The organism is Sinomonas atrocyanea, assembly GCF_030812675.1.
In the GTDB taxonomy this organism is placed as follows: domain Bacteria; phylum Actinomycetota; class Actinomycetes; order Actinomycetales; family Micrococcaceae; genus Sinomonas; species Sinomonas atrocyanea_B.
Genome location: NZ_JAUSTE010000005.1, coordinates 165,815 through 180,481 on the forward strand (window position 1 = coordinate 165,815; position 14,667 = coordinate 180,481).

General features: G+C 73.4%; 11 protein-coding genes. 5 read left to right on the forward strand and 6 right to left on the reverse strand.

The window, feature by feature from the left end:
• Positions 1-13 precede the first annotated feature (13 nt).
• Together J2W20_RS09530 and J2W20_RS09535 are read left to right on the forward strand one after the other, a co-directional pair.
• Positions 14-532 (forward strand): DinB family protein, encoded by a 519-nt coding sequence (locus tag J2W20_RS09530; protein ID WP_307006301.1) that lies wholly within the window; start codon positions 14-16, stop codon positions 530-532.
• Positions 533-545: 13 nt separating this feature from the next.
• Positions 546-1,061, forward strand: a complete 516-nt coding sequence (locus J2W20_RS09535) for a DinB family protein (protein WP_307006381.1) — start codon at positions 546-548, stop codon at positions 1,059-1,061.
• 92 nt (positions 1,062-1,153) lie between these two features.
• Here J2W20_RS09535 and cydD read toward each other — a convergent pair whose 3' ends face one another.
• From cydD to J2W20_RS09550, 3 genes are read right to left on the reverse strand one after another with little or no spacing between them, the layout of a single operon-like run.
• A complete protein-coding gene (gene cydD, locus J2W20_RS09540) occupies positions 1,154-4,564 on the reverse strand; it encodes a thiol reductant ABC exporter subunit CydD (RefSeq protein WP_307006302.1) in 3,411 nt (1,136 codons plus the stop codon).
• A gap of 15 nt (positions 4,565-4,579) precedes the next feature.
• Positions 4,580-5,632 (reverse strand): cytochrome d ubiquinol oxidase subunit II, encoded by a 1,053-nt coding sequence (cydB, locus tag J2W20_RS09545; protein ID WP_307006304.1) that lies wholly within the window; start codon positions 5,630-5,632, stop codon positions 4,580-4,582.
• A 10-nt stretch (positions 5,633-5,642) separates the two neighbouring features.
• The gene (locus J2W20_RS09550) at positions 5,643-7,277 is read right to left on the reverse strand and encodes a cytochrome ubiquinol oxidase subunit I (protein WP_307006305.1); all 1,635 of its coding nucleotides are present in this window, start codon (positions 7,275-7,277) and stop codon (positions 5,643-5,645) included.
• A gap of 217 nt (positions 7,278-7,494) precedes the next feature.
• Here J2W20_RS09550 and J2W20_RS09555 point away from each other — a divergent pair, with 217 nt between their 5' ends.
• Positions 7,495-7,857, forward strand: a complete 363-nt coding sequence (locus J2W20_RS09555; protein ID WP_307006306.1) for a BlaI/MecI/CopY family transcriptional regulator — start codon at positions 7,495-7,497, stop codon at positions 7,855-7,857.
• A gap of 22 nt (positions 7,858-7,879) precedes the next feature.
• Positions 7,880-8,857 (forward strand): M56 family metallopeptidase, encoded by a 978-nt coding sequence (locus J2W20_RS09560; protein WP_307006307.1) that lies wholly within the window; start codon positions 7,880-7,882, stop codon positions 8,855-8,857.
• Between the two features lie 67 nt (positions 8,858-8,924).
• Here the strand turns inward: J2W20_RS09560 and J2W20_RS09565 are convergent, their stop codons facing one another.
• Complete coding sequence (locus J2W20_RS09565) at positions 8,925-11,030, reverse strand: DNA gyrase/topoisomerase IV subunit B (protein WP_307006308.1); 2,106 nt, start codon at positions 11,028-11,030, stop codon at positions 8,925-8,927.
• A gap of 298 nt (positions 11,031-11,328) precedes the next feature.
• Here J2W20_RS09565 and J2W20_RS09570 point away from each other — a divergent pair, with 298 nt between their 5' ends.
• Positions 11,329-11,550: a DUF7455 domain-containing protein gene (locus tag J2W20_RS09570; RefSeq protein ID WP_307006309.1), complete on the forward strand. Its 222-nt coding sequence runs from the start codon at positions 11,329-11,331 to the stop codon at positions 11,548-11,550.
• A 125-nt stretch (positions 11,551-11,675) separates the two neighbouring features.
• Here J2W20_RS09570 and J2W20_RS09575 read toward each other — a convergent pair whose 3' ends face one another.
• Both J2W20_RS09575 and J2W20_RS09580 read right to left on the reverse strand, forming a co-directional pair.
• Positions 11,676-12,929, reverse strand: coding sequence for an RNA polymerase sigma factor (locus J2W20_RS09575; protein ID WP_373457997.1), 1,254 nt, complete (start codon positions 12,927-12,929; stop codon positions 11,676-11,678).
• Between the two features lie 342 nt (positions 12,930-13,271).
• Complete coding sequence (locus J2W20_RS09580; protein WP_307006311.1) at positions 13,272-14,630, reverse strand: DUF4192 family protein; 1,359 nt, start codon at positions 14,628-14,630, stop codon at positions 13,272-13,274.
• Positions 14,631-14,667: the final 37 nt, after the last annotated feature.

The following is a 14,667-nucleotide window of genomic DNA, read 5'->3' on the forward strand; positions in this document are numbered from 1 at the left end:
CTAGACTGCGGCCATGGCGATCACCCCCGACCTGAAGGACTGGACCTGGGTCCTCGAACGGCCCTGCCCCGAATGCGGGTTCGACGCGGACGACCTCACGCCGCACGAGGTTGCGGCGCGGATCGACGCGGCGCTGCCGCGCTGGGACGCCGTGCTCGGCCGCGCCGACGTGCGTGCGCGTCCGGACGAGTCCACGTGGTCCCCGCTCGAGTACGCCTGCCACGTGCGGGACGTGTTCGAACTCTTCCGCGCCAGGCTGGGCCTCATGCTCGCCGAGGACGGGGCGCGCTTCGACGACTGGGACCAGAACGCCACGGCGCTTGAGAAGGACTACGCGCGCGCGGACCCCGAGGTGGTGCGGCCCCAGCTCGCGGAGCAGGGCGCCCGGGCCCGCGACGCGTTCGCCGCTGTTCCCGCGGAGGCGTTCGGCCGGCGGGGCCTGCGCAGCAACGGCAGCGCGTTCACCGTGGTGACCCTGTCCCGCTACTTCCTGCACGATGTCGAGCACCACCTCCACGACGTGGCGGGCTGACCGCGTGGAGACGATGGAGCCGGCCCTGTTCGCCGCGCCGCTGAAGTCCCAGTTCGAGGCCTTCCTCGACGAACACCGTGCCGGCCTCGCCGCGAGCCTCGACGGGCTGACGGAGGCCGAGGCACGGGCGGCCCTCGTGCCCTCGCGCACCACGCTCCTGGGCCTCGTCAAGCACGGGGCGTTCGTCGAGCGGGTCTGGTTCGACGAGGCCGTCACCGGCCGGACGCGCGCCGAGATCGGCATCCCGGCCACCCCGGACGAATCCTTCGTCCTCGCCCCGTCGGACACGATCGACACCGTCCGCGCGGAGTACCGTGCGGCGTGCCGGGACGCGCGGCGGGCCACTGCGCCGCTCGGACTCGACGACGTCGTCTCCGGGAACCGCCGCGGACCGCTGCCCCTGCGCTGGGTGTACCTCCACATGCTGCGCGAGCTCGCCCAGCACTGCGGGCACGCGGACATCCTGCGCGAGCAGGTCCTTGCCGCCCGCCCCGGCAGCCCCGCCGCCCCGGGTCCGCCCAGCCGCTGAATCGGCCGCTCGACTGGATCAGCGCACACCCGCCGGTCCAGCCCGCGTGCGCCGGATCAGCGCAAACACGCCGAACCAGCCCACCGGCGGGATCAGCCCACCGGCACGGCGGCGCGCACCGCGGCCTGCGGGGCGGCGAGCCGCACGAGGACGTCCCCGGGCATCAGCTCCGTGGCGTGGTGGGTGACCATGACGACGGTCCTGTCCACGAGCGCCTCGTGCAGGGCGGCCACGAGCGCGAGGCCGGATTCGGGGTCCAGGTGCGCGGTCGGCTCGTCGAGGAGCACCACCTCCGCGCCGGCGAGGAGCGTCCGCGCGACTGCGAGACGCTGTCGCTGTCCCCCGGAGAGGAACGCCCCGCGGCTGCCGATCCGCGCGTCGAGGCCCCCCGGGAGCGAGCGCACGTGCTCGAGGAGCCCGACCTTGGCGAGGACCGCTTCGAGCTCGGCGTCCGACGGCGCGTGGTCCCGGTCGCGGGCGACGGCGAGGTTCCCGCGTACGGTCGAGTCGAACAGGTGTGACTCCTGCGGGCACCACGCGACGGGACCGGCGACCTCGGCCGTGCCCTCCCGCGGGGCGAGGAACCCGGTGAGCAGTGCGAGCAGAGTCGACTTGCCGCTCCCCGAGGGCCCGGCGACGACGACCCAGTCCCCCGGCCGCGCCGTGAGGTCCAGGTGTGTGAGGACGTCGGGGCCGCCGCCCCAGCCCGCGGTGACGCCGCGGAGGCCGAGGCCCGCGCCCCGTGCAGGGGCGCCCGGCTCGGGGGTCCCGGAGGATGCGGCACGTCGCTCGACGGCGTCCTGCACGGCCCGCTCCTCGGCCGCAACGCGGACGAGGGCGGCACGGAGGGCCGGGAGCTGCTGGACCGCCGTGCTGGCGGCAGCGAGCGGCTCTCCGAGGGCGAGCTGGAGCAGGAGGACTGCCGCGGCGGTGGCGGCGGGGGCGCCGGCGCCCTGCGCGGCCCCCAGGGTCAGGGCGGCGGCGGTACCCGTCGCGGCCACGACGACCGCCCGCGCGAGCCCCTCCGCCGCCGCGCCCCGCCGCTCGAGGCGGGTGAGCGCGGCGTCCGCGGAGCGGATCGACCGCAGCACCGCCCCGTCGCGGGCGTTCGCCCTCAGGTCTGCCCCGGCGGCGAGCGCCTGGCCCATCCGCGCGAGCAGGCCTGCCCGACCGGTCTGGACCCGGGCGGCCGCCCGCCGGTCGGCGGCCCTCGCGACCGCGGGCGCAACGAGCAGCGCGACGGCCACCGCGGCAGCCAGGACGGGCGTCTGGGCGGGCAGGAGGATCCCGACGGCCGCCAGTGCCCCGGCCGCGACCAGGACGGCCGTGGTGATCGGCGCCAGCACGCGGGGCAGCTGGTCGCGCACCGCCTCGGCGTCTCCGACGAGCGCCTCCAGGGCTGCCCCGGGCACGAGGAGCCTGCGCGCGGAGAGCCCCCGTGCCGACAGGAGGGTCCACAGCCGCTCGCGCAGCACGGTGAGCGTCGACAGGACGGCCGAGTGGAGCGCGAGCCGCTCGCGGTAGCGCAGCACGGCCCGGGCGATCCCGAAGAACCGCACGCCGGTGATTGCGGTGAGCAGGTAGAGGATGGGCGGCTGCTCGCTTGCCCGCACGATCAGCCACCCGGAGAGGGTGGAGAGGGCGACGGCGGCGGCGGCCGCGCCCAGCCCGGCGAGCGCCGCCCGGGCGTAGGTGCCCGCGTCAGGGCGCAGCAGCGAGGCCAGGGTGCGCAGCCAGGCCCCGGGCCGGACCGCCGCCGGGGCCGGGGGCACGCGGCGGGCGGGCGCATCCGGCACCTCGGCGCGGAAGCGGGCCGAGGCCGCGGAGGACGACGGGGCGAGCTCGACGGTGCGGTCCGCGAGGGCCGCCGTGCGGGGCTCGTGCGAGACGAGCAGGACCGTGACCCGTCCGGCGAGCGCGGAGACGGCGCGCTCGACGAGGGCCGCGGACGCGTCGTCGAGGTGCGCCGTCGGCTCGTCGAGCAGGAGAAGGTCGGCCCCGTCGGCGACGCGGGCGAGCCCGCGGGCGACGGCGACGCGCCGCTGCTGGCCGGGGCTCAGCTCCGCCGGGTCCGCGGCGCCGAGCCCCCCGAGGCCGAGCCGCGCGAGGAGTTCCCCGACGAGCGGGCCGTGCTCCCCGGGCGCGGCGTCCTCCCCCGCCGCCCCCGCATAGAGCAGGAGCTCCGCGGCCACGGTGCGCTCGGTGAACTGCGGGTGCTGCGGCACCCAGGCCACCCGGCGTGGGTCGGGCCCGTGCACCGAGCCGTGCACCGCAGCCCCGGCGCCGTCCCGGACGAGGCCGGCGATGGCGGCCAGGACGGTGGTCTTCCCCGAGCCGCTCGGCCCAGCGAGCACGGTCACGCGACCGGCCGGAGCGGTGAAGTCCACCGGTCCGACGGCCCCGGCCGCGCCGTCGTACTGCACGGCGAGCGCGGTGACGCGGACCTCGGACGGGCCGGCCGCCTCGGGTGTCCCCGGCGCATCGTCGCCGTCGCGGCGCCCCGTGGACAGGAGCGCGGCGCCCCGTGGGGCGCCGATGCGGGCGCGGGCGCGCCGCAGGGCCTCCGCCCCGTCCTCGCTCGCGTGGTGGGCGGTCCCCAGGTCGCGCAGGGGCTGGAAGCACTCGGGGGCGAGGATGAGCGCGAGGAGCCCCGCCTCGAGCGTCATGTCCCCGTGGACGAGGCGGATGCCGATGAAGACGGCGACGACCGCCACCGAGATGGTCGAGATGAGCTCGAGCGCGAGGGCCGAGAGGAAGGCGACCCTGAGGGTGGCCATCGTCCGGGACCTGTAGGCGCGGGAGAGCTCGCCCAGCGCGCGTCGCTGCTCGGCGGCGCGGCCGAGGCCGACGAGCACGGGCAGCCCCTGGGCGAGTTCGACGAGGTGCGCGCCGAGCCGCAGGAGGGACTGCTGGGCCTCGGCAACGGCCTCGAGCGTGTGGCGTCCGATGAGGACCATGAACACCGGAACGAGCGGGAGGGTGAGCACGAGGATGAGCGCGCTGACCCAGTCTGCCCCGAGGATGCGGGCGCCGACGAGGAGGGGCAGGACCGCGGTCTGGACGAGGGCGGGGAGGTACTGCGTGTAGAGCGCGTCGAGGCCGTCGAGCCCCCGGCCGGCGAGCACGGCGGTCGCCGCGGGCGAGGACGCGACCCGGGCCGCGCCGTCGTCCGCGGGATCCCCCGGGGAGACGGAGGCCGGGCCGCCTCCGAGGCCCGCTTCGAGCAGCTGCGAGCGCAGCTCCTCCTTGACCCCCACGGCCGCCCAGCGCCCCACCGCCGAGGTGCCCCACTCCGCGGCGGCCCGGATCAGGACGCCGGCGGCCGCGGCGAGCGTGGACGCGGAGAGCGTCCCGGGCTGCGGGGCCCCGGCGGCGAGCGCCGCGAGGCCGGAGGCGACCCCCTGGGCGAGAAGGGCAAGGCCCACGGCCTTCGCCGCGGCGAGCACGCCCAGGAGGACGAGCGCGCGGCGGCTGGTCGGTCCCAGCGGGATGTCCGGCCTCATGCTGGCGCCCCTTCCCTAGGCCTGCTTGCCGCCGACCAGGCGGACCACGATCGCGGGCACCACGGAATGCGCGGTGGGGATGCTGTCCACGCTCAGGCGGCGGCGGAAGACCCAGTACGTCCAGGTCTGGTAGGCGAGGACGAGCGGGAGACCGATGAGCGCGACGACGCTCATGAGCCCGAGCGTGTAGTCGGACGACGACGCGCTGGACACCGTCAGGCTGTTGGCCGGGTCGAGCGTCGAAGGCAGCACTACGGGGTAGACGGCGGAGAAGATGGCGGCGGCACCCGCGGCGAGCGTCAGGGCGAGGCCGATGAAGGCCCGGCCCTCGGAGCCGCGGCGGGCCAGCGTCCAGGCCGCGAGCGCGGCCGCGGCGGCGGCGAGCGTGAGGAGCCAGCTCCACCAGGCGCCCGTCCGCAGCTGGACCGCGACGACCCACGCCACGAGCGGGAGGATCGCGAGCGGGAGCCAGCGGACGAAGGCACCGTGGGCGCGGGAGCGGATGCCGCCGTCGGTCTTGAGGGCGATGAAGGCCAGCCCGTGGACGAGGGCGAACGCCACCACCGCCACTCCGCCGAGTACGGCGTACCAGGTCAGCCAGGCGAACGGGCCGCCGACCCGGTCGCCGTTGGCGTCCAGCGGCAGCCCCGTGGTCGTCAGGGCGAGCATCGCCCCGACGCAGAACGCCGCGACGGCGGAGCCGAGGGCCAGCGCCCAGTCCCAGGCGGCGCGCCAGCGGTCGGAGTGGACCTTCCCCCGGTACTCGATGGAGACGGCCCGGAAGATGAGCGCCACGAGGGCGAGCGTGAGCGGGAGGTAGAGCGCGGAGAAGAGGGAGGCGTACCAGCGCGGGAACGCGGCGAACGTCGCGCCGCCGGCGGTCAGCAGCCATACCTCGTTGCCGTCCCAGACGGGGCCGATCGTGTTCAGCAGCACGCGGCGCTCGCCCTCGCCGCGGGCGAAGAGCTTCATGTGCATGCCGACGCCGAGGTCGAAGCCCTCGAGGAAGAGGTAGCCGACCCACAGGACGGCGACCGCGCAGAACCAGACGGTGGGGAGGGTATCCATGGTGATGCTCCTAGTAGGCGAAGGCCAGGACGTCGTCCGCGGGCTTGGCGTCGCCCCCGGCGGCCGGGCCGCCGTCGTCGTCTGCCGGCGGCTCGGCGGGTGCCGCGTGGGCGAGCTCCGGCATGGCCGAGGCGACACCGCCGCGGGTGTAGGCCCACAGCAGCCGGACCTCGACGACCATGAGCGCGGCGTAGAGCAGGGTCAGGACGATGAGCGAGGTGAGGATCTCGCCGGCGCTCACCCCGGGCGAGACGGCCGCGGCGGTGAACATGAAGACCTGGTCGACGCTGCCCGCCATCGAGGGGTTGGGGGCGACGACGAACGGCTGGCGTCCCATCTCCGTGAAGATCCACCCGGCGGCGTTGGCGCCGAACGGGGCGAGGATGCCGACGACGGCGAGGCGCATGAGCCAGCGCGCCTGCGGGACGGTGCCCTTGCGGGTGGCGATGAGCGCCGCGAGCGCCGCGAGGGCGGCGAGGGCGCCGAAGCCGATCATGGCCCGGAAGCCCCAGTAGGTGACCTCCATGACGGGGACGTACTGGATGGCTTCCCCGGCGCGGTCCCCGTACAGCGGGTTGTCCGGCAGGTTGGTCCCGTAGGCCTTCTCGTACTCGGGGATGAGGGTGTTCACGCCCTTGACCTCGGTGGTGAAGTCTCCCTTGGCCAGGAAGGAGAGCAGACCGGGGACCTCGATGACGGCCGCGACGTCGCTGCAGTCGGGCGAGCCCACGTTGCCCACCGACAGGACGGAGAAGCCGGTGCCGTCGTGGCATGCGGCCTCGGCGGCCGCCATCTTCATGGGCTGCTGCTCGAACATGAGCTTGCCCTGGAGGTCTCCGGTGACGGCGGTGCCGGCGAAGGAGATCATGGCGACCACCGCGCCGATCCGCAGGGACTTGAGCCAGACCGCGTGGTCGGTGCGGTCGCGTCCGGGGACGCCCGGCGCCTCGCCGACCACCACGCGCTCGCGGCGCCGGCGGCCGGTGCCCTGGATGACCTCGACCGTGTCGATGCCGTCGTGGCGCCGCTGCCACAGGTGGTACCAGGAGATGCCGAGGAGGAAGGCGCCGGCCACGCCGAGGGCGCCCATGAGGGTGTGCGGCACGGCGACGAGCGCCGTGTTGTTGGTGAAGACGGCCCACGCGTCCGTCATGACGGGGTGCCCGTCCACCACCTTCACGCCGACGGGGTGCTGCATCCAGCTGTTGGCCACGATGATGAAGTAGGCCGAGACTGCGGAGCCGATGACGGCGCACCAGAGCGCCGCGAGGTGCAGGCCGGGGCGCAGCTGCTTCCAGCCGAAGATCCACAGCCCGAGGAAGGTGGACTCGACGAAGAAGGCGAGCAGCGCCTCCATGGCCAGCGGAGCGCCGAACACGTCTCCCACGAAACGGCTGTACTCGCTCCACGCCATCCCGAACTGGAACTCCTGGACGATGCCCGTGGCCACGCCCATGATGAAGTTGATCAGGAAGAGCTTGCCCCAGAACTTGGTCATCCGCAGGAACTCGGCCTTGCCCGTGCGGTACCAGACGGTCTGCAGCACGGCGACGACCAGTCCGAGGCCGATCGTCAGCGGCACCATCATGAAGTGGTAGACCGTGGTGATTCCGAACTGCCAGCGCGCTATCTCCAAAGCGTCCACGCATGCTCCCGGTTGCTCGTCCCGACTTCTACGTTTTGTAGAAACTCGACTTCTACAGAGTGTAGAACACACCGTCCGGCGGGGCGAACGCGCACCACTGTCCTGCTCTGAGCGAACGCGCGTGTGCAGGATCTCACCAGATGGGTTCTACCGTGCGTAGAATGGTTGAAGCACGCCAGAGGTTGGTGTGCCTGATGCACGTGAGGACTTGAAGACGATGGCTAGCCTGGGTGAGCTCGAGCGCTCGGTGATGGACCTGCTGTGGTCGGCCCCCGAGGCGTCCACCGCCAATGACCTGCGTGACCGGCTGGCCCTGGTCGAGGGCCAGGGCAAGGACCTTGCCGTCACCACCGTCCTGACGGTGCTGTCCCGACTGGAGAAGAAGGGCCTCGTGGAGCGCGAGCGCGGGACCCGTCCGCACCGCTACCGCGCGGTCTCGACCCGCGAGGACCACACCGCCCGCCTCATGCACGAGGCCCTCGGTACCGCGACGGACCGCGAGGCCGTGCTCGCGCGGTTCATCGGCTCGGTGTCCGAAGCCGAGGCCGCCACGCTGCGCAAGCTCCTGGCCAGCGGCTGATCCACGCCGCCGGGGCGCGCGCGTGCTCGTGACCGCTTACCTCCTGGCGCTGCTGGCACTGCTGCTCGCGTGGCCCGTGCCGGTGGCGCTCTCGCGCGCCCAGTGGCCTGCGCGCTCCCCCTTCGCCGCGATGATGCTGTGGCAGTCGATCGCGCTCGCCGGCGGGCTGTCGATGATCGGCGCCATGCTCGTCTACGGCCTCTCCCCCCTCGGCGACAGCCTCGTCGCCGCGGTGCGGCGGGCCCTGAAGGTCGTGCTCGGCAACGAGGCGCCCAACGAGCTGCACTTCTGGCACCTGTTCGCCCTCAGCGCCGCGGCACTGCTCAGCGTGCACCTCGTCTTCACCCTGCTGCTCACCTACGCCAGGATCGTGAGCCAGCGGCGCCGCCACCGCGAGCTGCTGGCGCTCCTGAGCTCGCCGTCCGGCGCCCTCGAGCGCACCTGGGTCATCAGCCACCCGGCGCCTGTCGCCTACTGCCTCCCGGGCGGGTCGCGCTCCGTGACCGTGCTCTCGGACGGCCTGATGGAGACGCTCGCGCCCGAGGAACTCGACGCCGTCGTGAGCCACGAACGGGCGCACCTCACCCAGCGCCACCACCTCCTCCTGTGGGCCTTCGAGGCCTGGCGCGCCGCGCTGCCCTGGCTGCCCACGAGCCGGCTCGCCCGGCAGGCGGTCAACTCGCTCGTGGAAATGCTGGCGGACGACGTCGCGCGGCGCACCGCCCGCGACGACGTCCTCGTCCGTGCGATCGCCCTCGTGGCCGTCGGCGGCGAACCCGCCCCCGGCACCCCGCCCGCAGCAATCCCGGGCTCCGTCCCGGCACCGTCCGCGGCGTCGGGCGCGTTCGACACGGACGGGGTAGACATCGCCGGCCGCCTCAGCCGCCTGCTCACCCCGCGGCCGCCGCTGGGCCGTGCGGCCACCGCCCTCGTGCTCGCAGCCAGCCTGCTCCTGATCGCAGTCCCGACGGTCCTGCTGATCGTCCCCGGCCTGTTCTAGGCCGCGCGTTCCGGCCCGCCCGTTCCGGGGCCGCCGGCCCGGTTCGGGCGCGACGGCGGCGGGCGGCTCAGGCGTCGATCTGCTCGCGGTCGAGCTGCGCGCTCCCGGCGACGATGAAGTCCTTGCGGGGGGCCACCTCGGAGCCCATGAGCAGCTCGAAGATCTCCTCGGCCCGCTGGGCGCTCTCGATCGTGACGCGCCGAAGGCTGCGGTGGCGGGGGTCCATGGTGGTCTCCGCGAGCTGGTCTGCGTCCATCTCGCCGAGGCCCTTGTAGCGCTGCGGGGGCTCCTTGTACTTGCGGCCCTCGGCGTTGAGGCGGGCCAGGACGCGGTGCAGCTCGGCGTCCGAGTACGTGTAGACCATCTCGTTGGCCTTCGAGCCCGGGTTCACCACCTCGACCCGGTGCAGCGGCGGGACCGCGGCGAACACGCGGCCGGCCTCGACCATGGGCCGCATGTACCGGAAGAACAGCGTCAGCAGCAGGGTGCGGATGTGGGCCCCGTCGACGTCGGCGTCCGTCATGAGGATCACCCGGCCGTAGCGGGCCGCGGCGATGTCGAAGCTCCGGCCCGAGCCCGCGCCCATGACCTGGATGAGCGCGGCGCACTCGGCATTCGAGAGCATGTCCCCCACTGAGGCCTTCTGCACGTTGAGGATCTTGCCGCGGATCGGCAGCAGCGCCTGGAACTCCGAGGAGCGGGCGTGCCGGGCGGTGCCGAGCGCGGAGTCGCCCTCGACGATGAACAGCTCGGACCGGGCGGTGTCGTCGGTCCGGCAGTCGATCAGCTTGGCGGGCAGCGTCGAGGACTCGAGCGCCGTCTTGCGCCGCTGGGTCTCCTTGTGGACGCGCGCGGTGATGCGCGACTTCATCTCGTTGACGACCTTCTCCAGGAGCACCGAGCTCTGGTTCTTGTCGCCCCGGGCCGTCGAGGACAGCTTGGCGCCGAGCTCCTTCTCGACGACCTTGGAGACGATCTGGCGGACCGCCGGGGTCCCGAGGATCTCCTTCGTCTGGCCTTCGAACTGGGGCTCGGCCAGACGCACCGTGAGCACGGCCGTCATGCCCGCCAGGACGTCGTCCTTCTCGAGCTTGTCGTTGCCGGCCTTGAGCTTGCGGGCGTTCGTCTCGACGGCCTTGCGGAGCACCTTCAGCAGCGCCGCCTCGAACCCGGCCTGGTGGGTCCCGCCCTTGGGGGTGGCGATGATGTTGACGAACGTCCGCAGCGTGGTGTCGTAGCCGACCCCCCAGCGCAGGGCCACATCCACCTCGCACGAACGCTCCACCTCGGCGATCCGCGAGTGTCCGTGCTCGTCGAGGACGGGGACGGTCTCCGAGAAGCTGCCCGCCCCGTGGAGCCTCCAGACGTCCGTGACGGGGGCGTCGATCGCCAGGTAGTCGACGAACTCGGAGATGCCCCCGTCGTGGTGGAAGACCTCCTCGTGCGGCCCGTCCGCGCCAGGGGTCCCGGCCAGCCGGCGTTCGTCGCGGACCGTGATGCGCAGCCCCGGCACGAGGAAGGACGTCTGGCGCGCGCGGTTGGCCAGGTCGTCGTAGGAGAACCGGGCGTCCGGGGTGAAGATCTGGGAGTCGGCCCAGTAGCGGATCCGCGTGCCCGTGACGCCGCGCTTGGCCTTGCCCACGATGTCGAGCACCGAGTCGTCGACGAACGGTTCGAAGGGCGCCTGCGGGCCCGGCTTCCCGCTGTCCCGGAAGCGCCCGGGCTCCCCCCGCCGGAAGGACATCTGGTACGTCTTGCCGCCGCGGTCGACCTGCACGTCCAGGCGGGACGAGAGGGCGTTCACCACCGAGGCGCCCACCCCGTGCAGGCCGCCGGACGCGGTGTACGAGCCCCCGCCGAACTTGCCGCCGGCGTGCAGCTTCGTGAAGACGACCTCGACGCCGGACAGCCCGGTCTTCGGCTCGACGTCCACGGGGATGCCTCGGCCGTCGTCGTGGACCTCGACCGAGCCGTCCGCGTGCAGGATGACGGCGATCTCGTGTCCGAATCCGGCGAGGGCCTCGTCGACCGAATTGTCGATGATCTCCCAGAGGCAGTGCATGAGGCCGCGGGAGTCAGTGGAGCCGATGTACATGCCCGGCCTCTTGCGCACGGCCTCGAGTCCCTCGAGGACGGACAGGTGCCGGGCGGTGTATTCAGAACTCGGTGTCACGCGCGCGGGACTCCTTCGGTGGTGCTGGAAGGCGGTAGGGCCGCAGGGGATGGTGCCGGACGGCGCCGGGGCGCCGCGCGGGAAGGCACGGCACAGGGTCAAGATTAGCGGTCCGGGCGCAATGGCCCGGTCGGGACGCTCCGCGCGTGGCCGAACGGGTACCCGGGGCCCCCGGGGCGTTGCCGAACCGCAATACGCCCCGAGCGAAAGTTGCACATTCTTGGCATCATCCGCCGCGAGGGCGGTGTTAGATGTAGTGACCGCGTAAGACCACCCGGTGAATGCTAAGGAGGCTGAGATGACTGCAGCACTTGCGGATCCCACCCTGACTGCCATCGACCGCTGCGACCGCTGCGGCGCCCAGGCCTATGTGCGAGTGGTCCTCGAGACCTCGGGCGGCGAGCTGCTCTTCTGCGCCCACCACGCGCGCGCCGTGGAGCCGACGCTGCGCCCGCTAGCCTCGGTGTGGCACGACGAGAGCAACCGTCTGACGGACAAGGCCGCGCTGGCCGAAGACTGAGCGTCCCGCCGCGCGGCGGGACGCCGCAGGGCGGCAGACGCAGGAGGGCCCGGACACCGATCGGTGTCCGGGCCCTCCTGCGTCTGCCGTGGGCGGTCCCGGTCCCCCGGGCCGCCCACGGCGCCTCAGTCGAGGTAGTCGCGCAGCACCTGCGAGCGGGACGGGTGCCGCAGCTTCGACATCGTCTTCGACTCGATCTGCCGGATCCGCTCGCGCGTGACCCCGTAGACCTTGCCGATCTCATCGAGCGTCTTGGGCTGGCCGTCGGTGAGGCCGAAGCGCATGGCGACGACGCCGGCCTCCCGCTCGGAGAGCGTGTCGAGCACGGAGTGCAGCTGCTCCTGGAGCAGGGTGAAGCTGACCGCATCGGCGGGGACCACCGCCTCCGAGTCCTCGATGAGGTCGCCGAACTCCGAGTCGCCGTCCTCGCCCAGCGGGGTGTGGAGGGAGATGGGCTCGCGGCCGTACTTCTGGACCTCGACGACCTTCTCCGGGGTCATGTCGAGCTCCTTCGCGAGCTCTTCCGGAGTGGGCTCCCGGCCAAGGTCCTGGAGCATCTGGCGCTGGACCCGGGCGAGCTTGTTGATGACCTCGACCATGTGCACCGGGATGCGGATGGTGCGCGCCTGGTCGGCCATGGCGCGGGTGATGGCCTGGCGGATCCACCACGTGGCATAGGTCGAGAACTTGAAGCCCTTGGTGTAGTCGAACTTCTCGACAGCGCGGATGAGGCCCAGGTTGCCTTCCTGGATCAGGTCGAGGAAGAGCATGCCGCGGCCTGTGTAGCGCTTGGCGAGGGACACGACGAGGCGGAGGTTGGCCTCGAGCAGGTGGTTCTTTGCCCGCTCCCCGTCGTGGACGATCCGCTCGAGGTCGTGGCGGTACTGGGCGTCGTAGTCGGCGCCCTCTTCGGCCAGCTTGTGCTTGGCGAACAGGCCTGCCTCGATGCGCAGGGCCAGGTCGACCTCCTGCTCGGCGTTGAGGAGCGCGACCTTGCCGATCTGCTTGAGGTAGTCCTTCACGGGGTCGGCGGTGGCGCCGGCGCTCGTGACCTGCTGGACCGGGGCATCGTCCTCGTCGGCGTCCGAGATGACGATGGCGGTGCCGGTCGTCTTCTCGTCCGCCTCGGCGGCCTCGCTCTCAGCAGCGATCTCGCCTTCGTCGGGAGCGGCGGAATCGAGGTCTTCCTCGACTGCCTCGTCCTCGGCGACGGCCTCGGGGGCCTTGGCGTCGGCTGCCTTGGCGCTGGCCTTGCCCTTGGCGGCCGGCGCGGCCGCCGTCTTCCGGGCGGGTGCCTTCGCCTTGGACGCGGCGGCCTTGGCCGAAGACCGCTTGGCCGGGCGCGCGGGGGCGCTCTTGGCCGAGCCGTTCTCCGCGATGGCCGTCTCGACGGTCTCATTCTCCGTGGGGGGCGTCACGATTACCTTCCTGCCGCAGTGCCAGTGATTGCCTGGAGGGCAACACCACTATGACCCTGTCAAGTCCGAACAACAGCCGAGGCTGTCTCTCCGAACCGAAGGGTCTGGTGATTACAACCCTTCCGCCACTGCATTCGTTCCCACATCGGCGGGATGAAAACAATGCTCCGGAGCTCGGACCCAACCGGGTCTGGCGTCCATTCTCTCACGAAGAGGCCCCGCCGCCGACACGGCCGAACGTCACACGTCGGGCAGAAGCCTGCAGCCGGAGTTCGGGAACCGCGGCGTGGCAGCGGACGGCGGCTACGCTGCCTCGCGGCGCCAGGCGGTGTCGCGGCTGCGCGCCCACCCGGCGAGTTCGCCCTGCTCGACGAGGCCGCGAAGCAGGAGCGCGAGCCGGTAGCCAGGGTCGGTGGAGAGGGCCCTCTCGAGGAACGCGAGGCAACGGCCGCCGCGGCCCCTCGCCCACTGCACCCAGGCGAGCACGGCGAGCGCGGGCGCGCGGAGCTCCGGCTCCTCCATCTGGGCCACGCCGAGCGCGATACGCTCGAGCCGGGCGATCCGCGTCCAGGCGGGGGCCGCGCCCGTGCTGCCCATGAGGATCAGCCCGAACTCCGCCGAGGCTCCCGCCGGGGTCCCACCGGGAGCCTCCGCCCCGGCGGCGCGGCCGGCACCGTCCACGGCGCCGCGCTCCCCCGCGCGCACGCCCTCGGACCACGAGTCCAGCGCCGCGGCAGCCTCGGCGGCCGGGACTCCGCCGGGCAGCGCCGGCGGTGCCGCGTGCGCCTGTCCGGACCTCAGTTCCCGGGTGGCGGCGGTGCCGCGCCAGGCGGTGCCCGCATCAGCGGCGGAGGCCACGAGGACGGCGTCCCTCAGGGCCGGCCGCATGAGCGTGGCCGCGAGGAGCCGCACCCGTGCAGGGGCGGGGACGCGGGACTCGGACAGGACCTCGTCCCACGCCGCGAGGGCGGCGGTGAACACGAGCGGGTCCCACCACCGGCCGGGGTCCTCCACATAGGCCTCGAGCGCGGCGGCCACGGCGGCCGGCGGCGGTTCGGGGCGCGCCGCCTCGGGCTGGCCGGCGGGGCCGTAGGAGCTGCCCCGGTAGACCATCTCGGCCCCGATCCTGCCGGTCCTGAGGGCTGCGGTGCTCTCGCCCGGCCAGGGACAGCAGGCCGTGTCCGGGCAGGTGACCGTGCGCCAGTGCTCGGGACCGACGATCCACGCCTCGAGCACGGGCACGCCCTCCTCGGCCAGCCGAGCCGCTACGGCATCGAGGACGTCGCGGTGCGGCGGCGTCTGGGGAGCGGTCCAGGCCGCACGCGTGTACACGGCGACGACGGCGCCGGCGCCCGCGTCGTGGGTGAGGTAGTCCGCCACGGTGTCCGCGAAGCGGCGCAGCGTGGCCGGCCGGACAGCTGCGCCCTTGGGACGCGGCGGGAGGTCGATGCGCAGCGTCGGCCCGAGGCGCCCGTCGGCGAGGCCGACGGCAACGAGGCTCTCCTGGGGCCACTCGCCGAGGGCATGGGGGACGTAGGCAAGGATGTCCTCGGCGCTGCGGATGGTGATGGGCTCCTCCGGAGCCGGCGCGCCGGGGACGCCCGGGCTTCCTTCCCGGCGGCGGGGTGCGGGCTGCTCGACGGGGTGCTGGATGTCGTCCATGGAGTCAGTCTGTTCGGGGCCCCGCTGCGGGCGGCAC

What these genes read in the sequence shown, in the direction of transcription:
- J2W20_RS09530 (WP_307006301.1), top strand. Translation starts at nt 14, where the DNA reads ATGGCGATCACCCCCGACCTGAAGGACTGGACCTGGGTCCTCGAACGG.
- J2W20_RS09535 (WP_307006381.1), top strand. Translation starts at nt 546, where the DNA reads ATGGAGCCGGCCCTGTTCGCCGCGCCGCTGAAGTCCCAGTTCGAGGCC.
- cydD (WP_307006302.1), bottom strand. Translation starts at nt 4,564, where the DNA reads ATGAGGCCGGACATCCCGCTGGGACCGACCAGCCGCCGCGCGCTCGTC.
- cydB (WP_307006304.1), bottom strand. Translation starts at nt 5,632, where the DNA reads ATGGATACCCTCCCCACCGTCTGGTTCTGCGCGGTCGCCGTCCTGTGG.
- J2W20_RS09555 (WP_307006306.1), top strand. Translation starts at nt 7,495, where the DNA reads ATGGCTAGCCTGGGTGAGCTCGAGCGCTCGGTGATGGACCTGCTGTGG.
- J2W20_RS09570 (WP_307006309.1), top strand. Translation starts at nt 11,329, where the DNA reads ATGACTGCAGCACTTGCGGATCCCACCCTGACTGCCATCGACCGCTGC.
- J2W20_RS09580 (WP_307006311.1), bottom strand. Translation starts at nt 14,630, where the DNA reads ATGGACGACATCCAGCACCCCGTCGAGCAGCCCGCACCCCGCCGCCGG.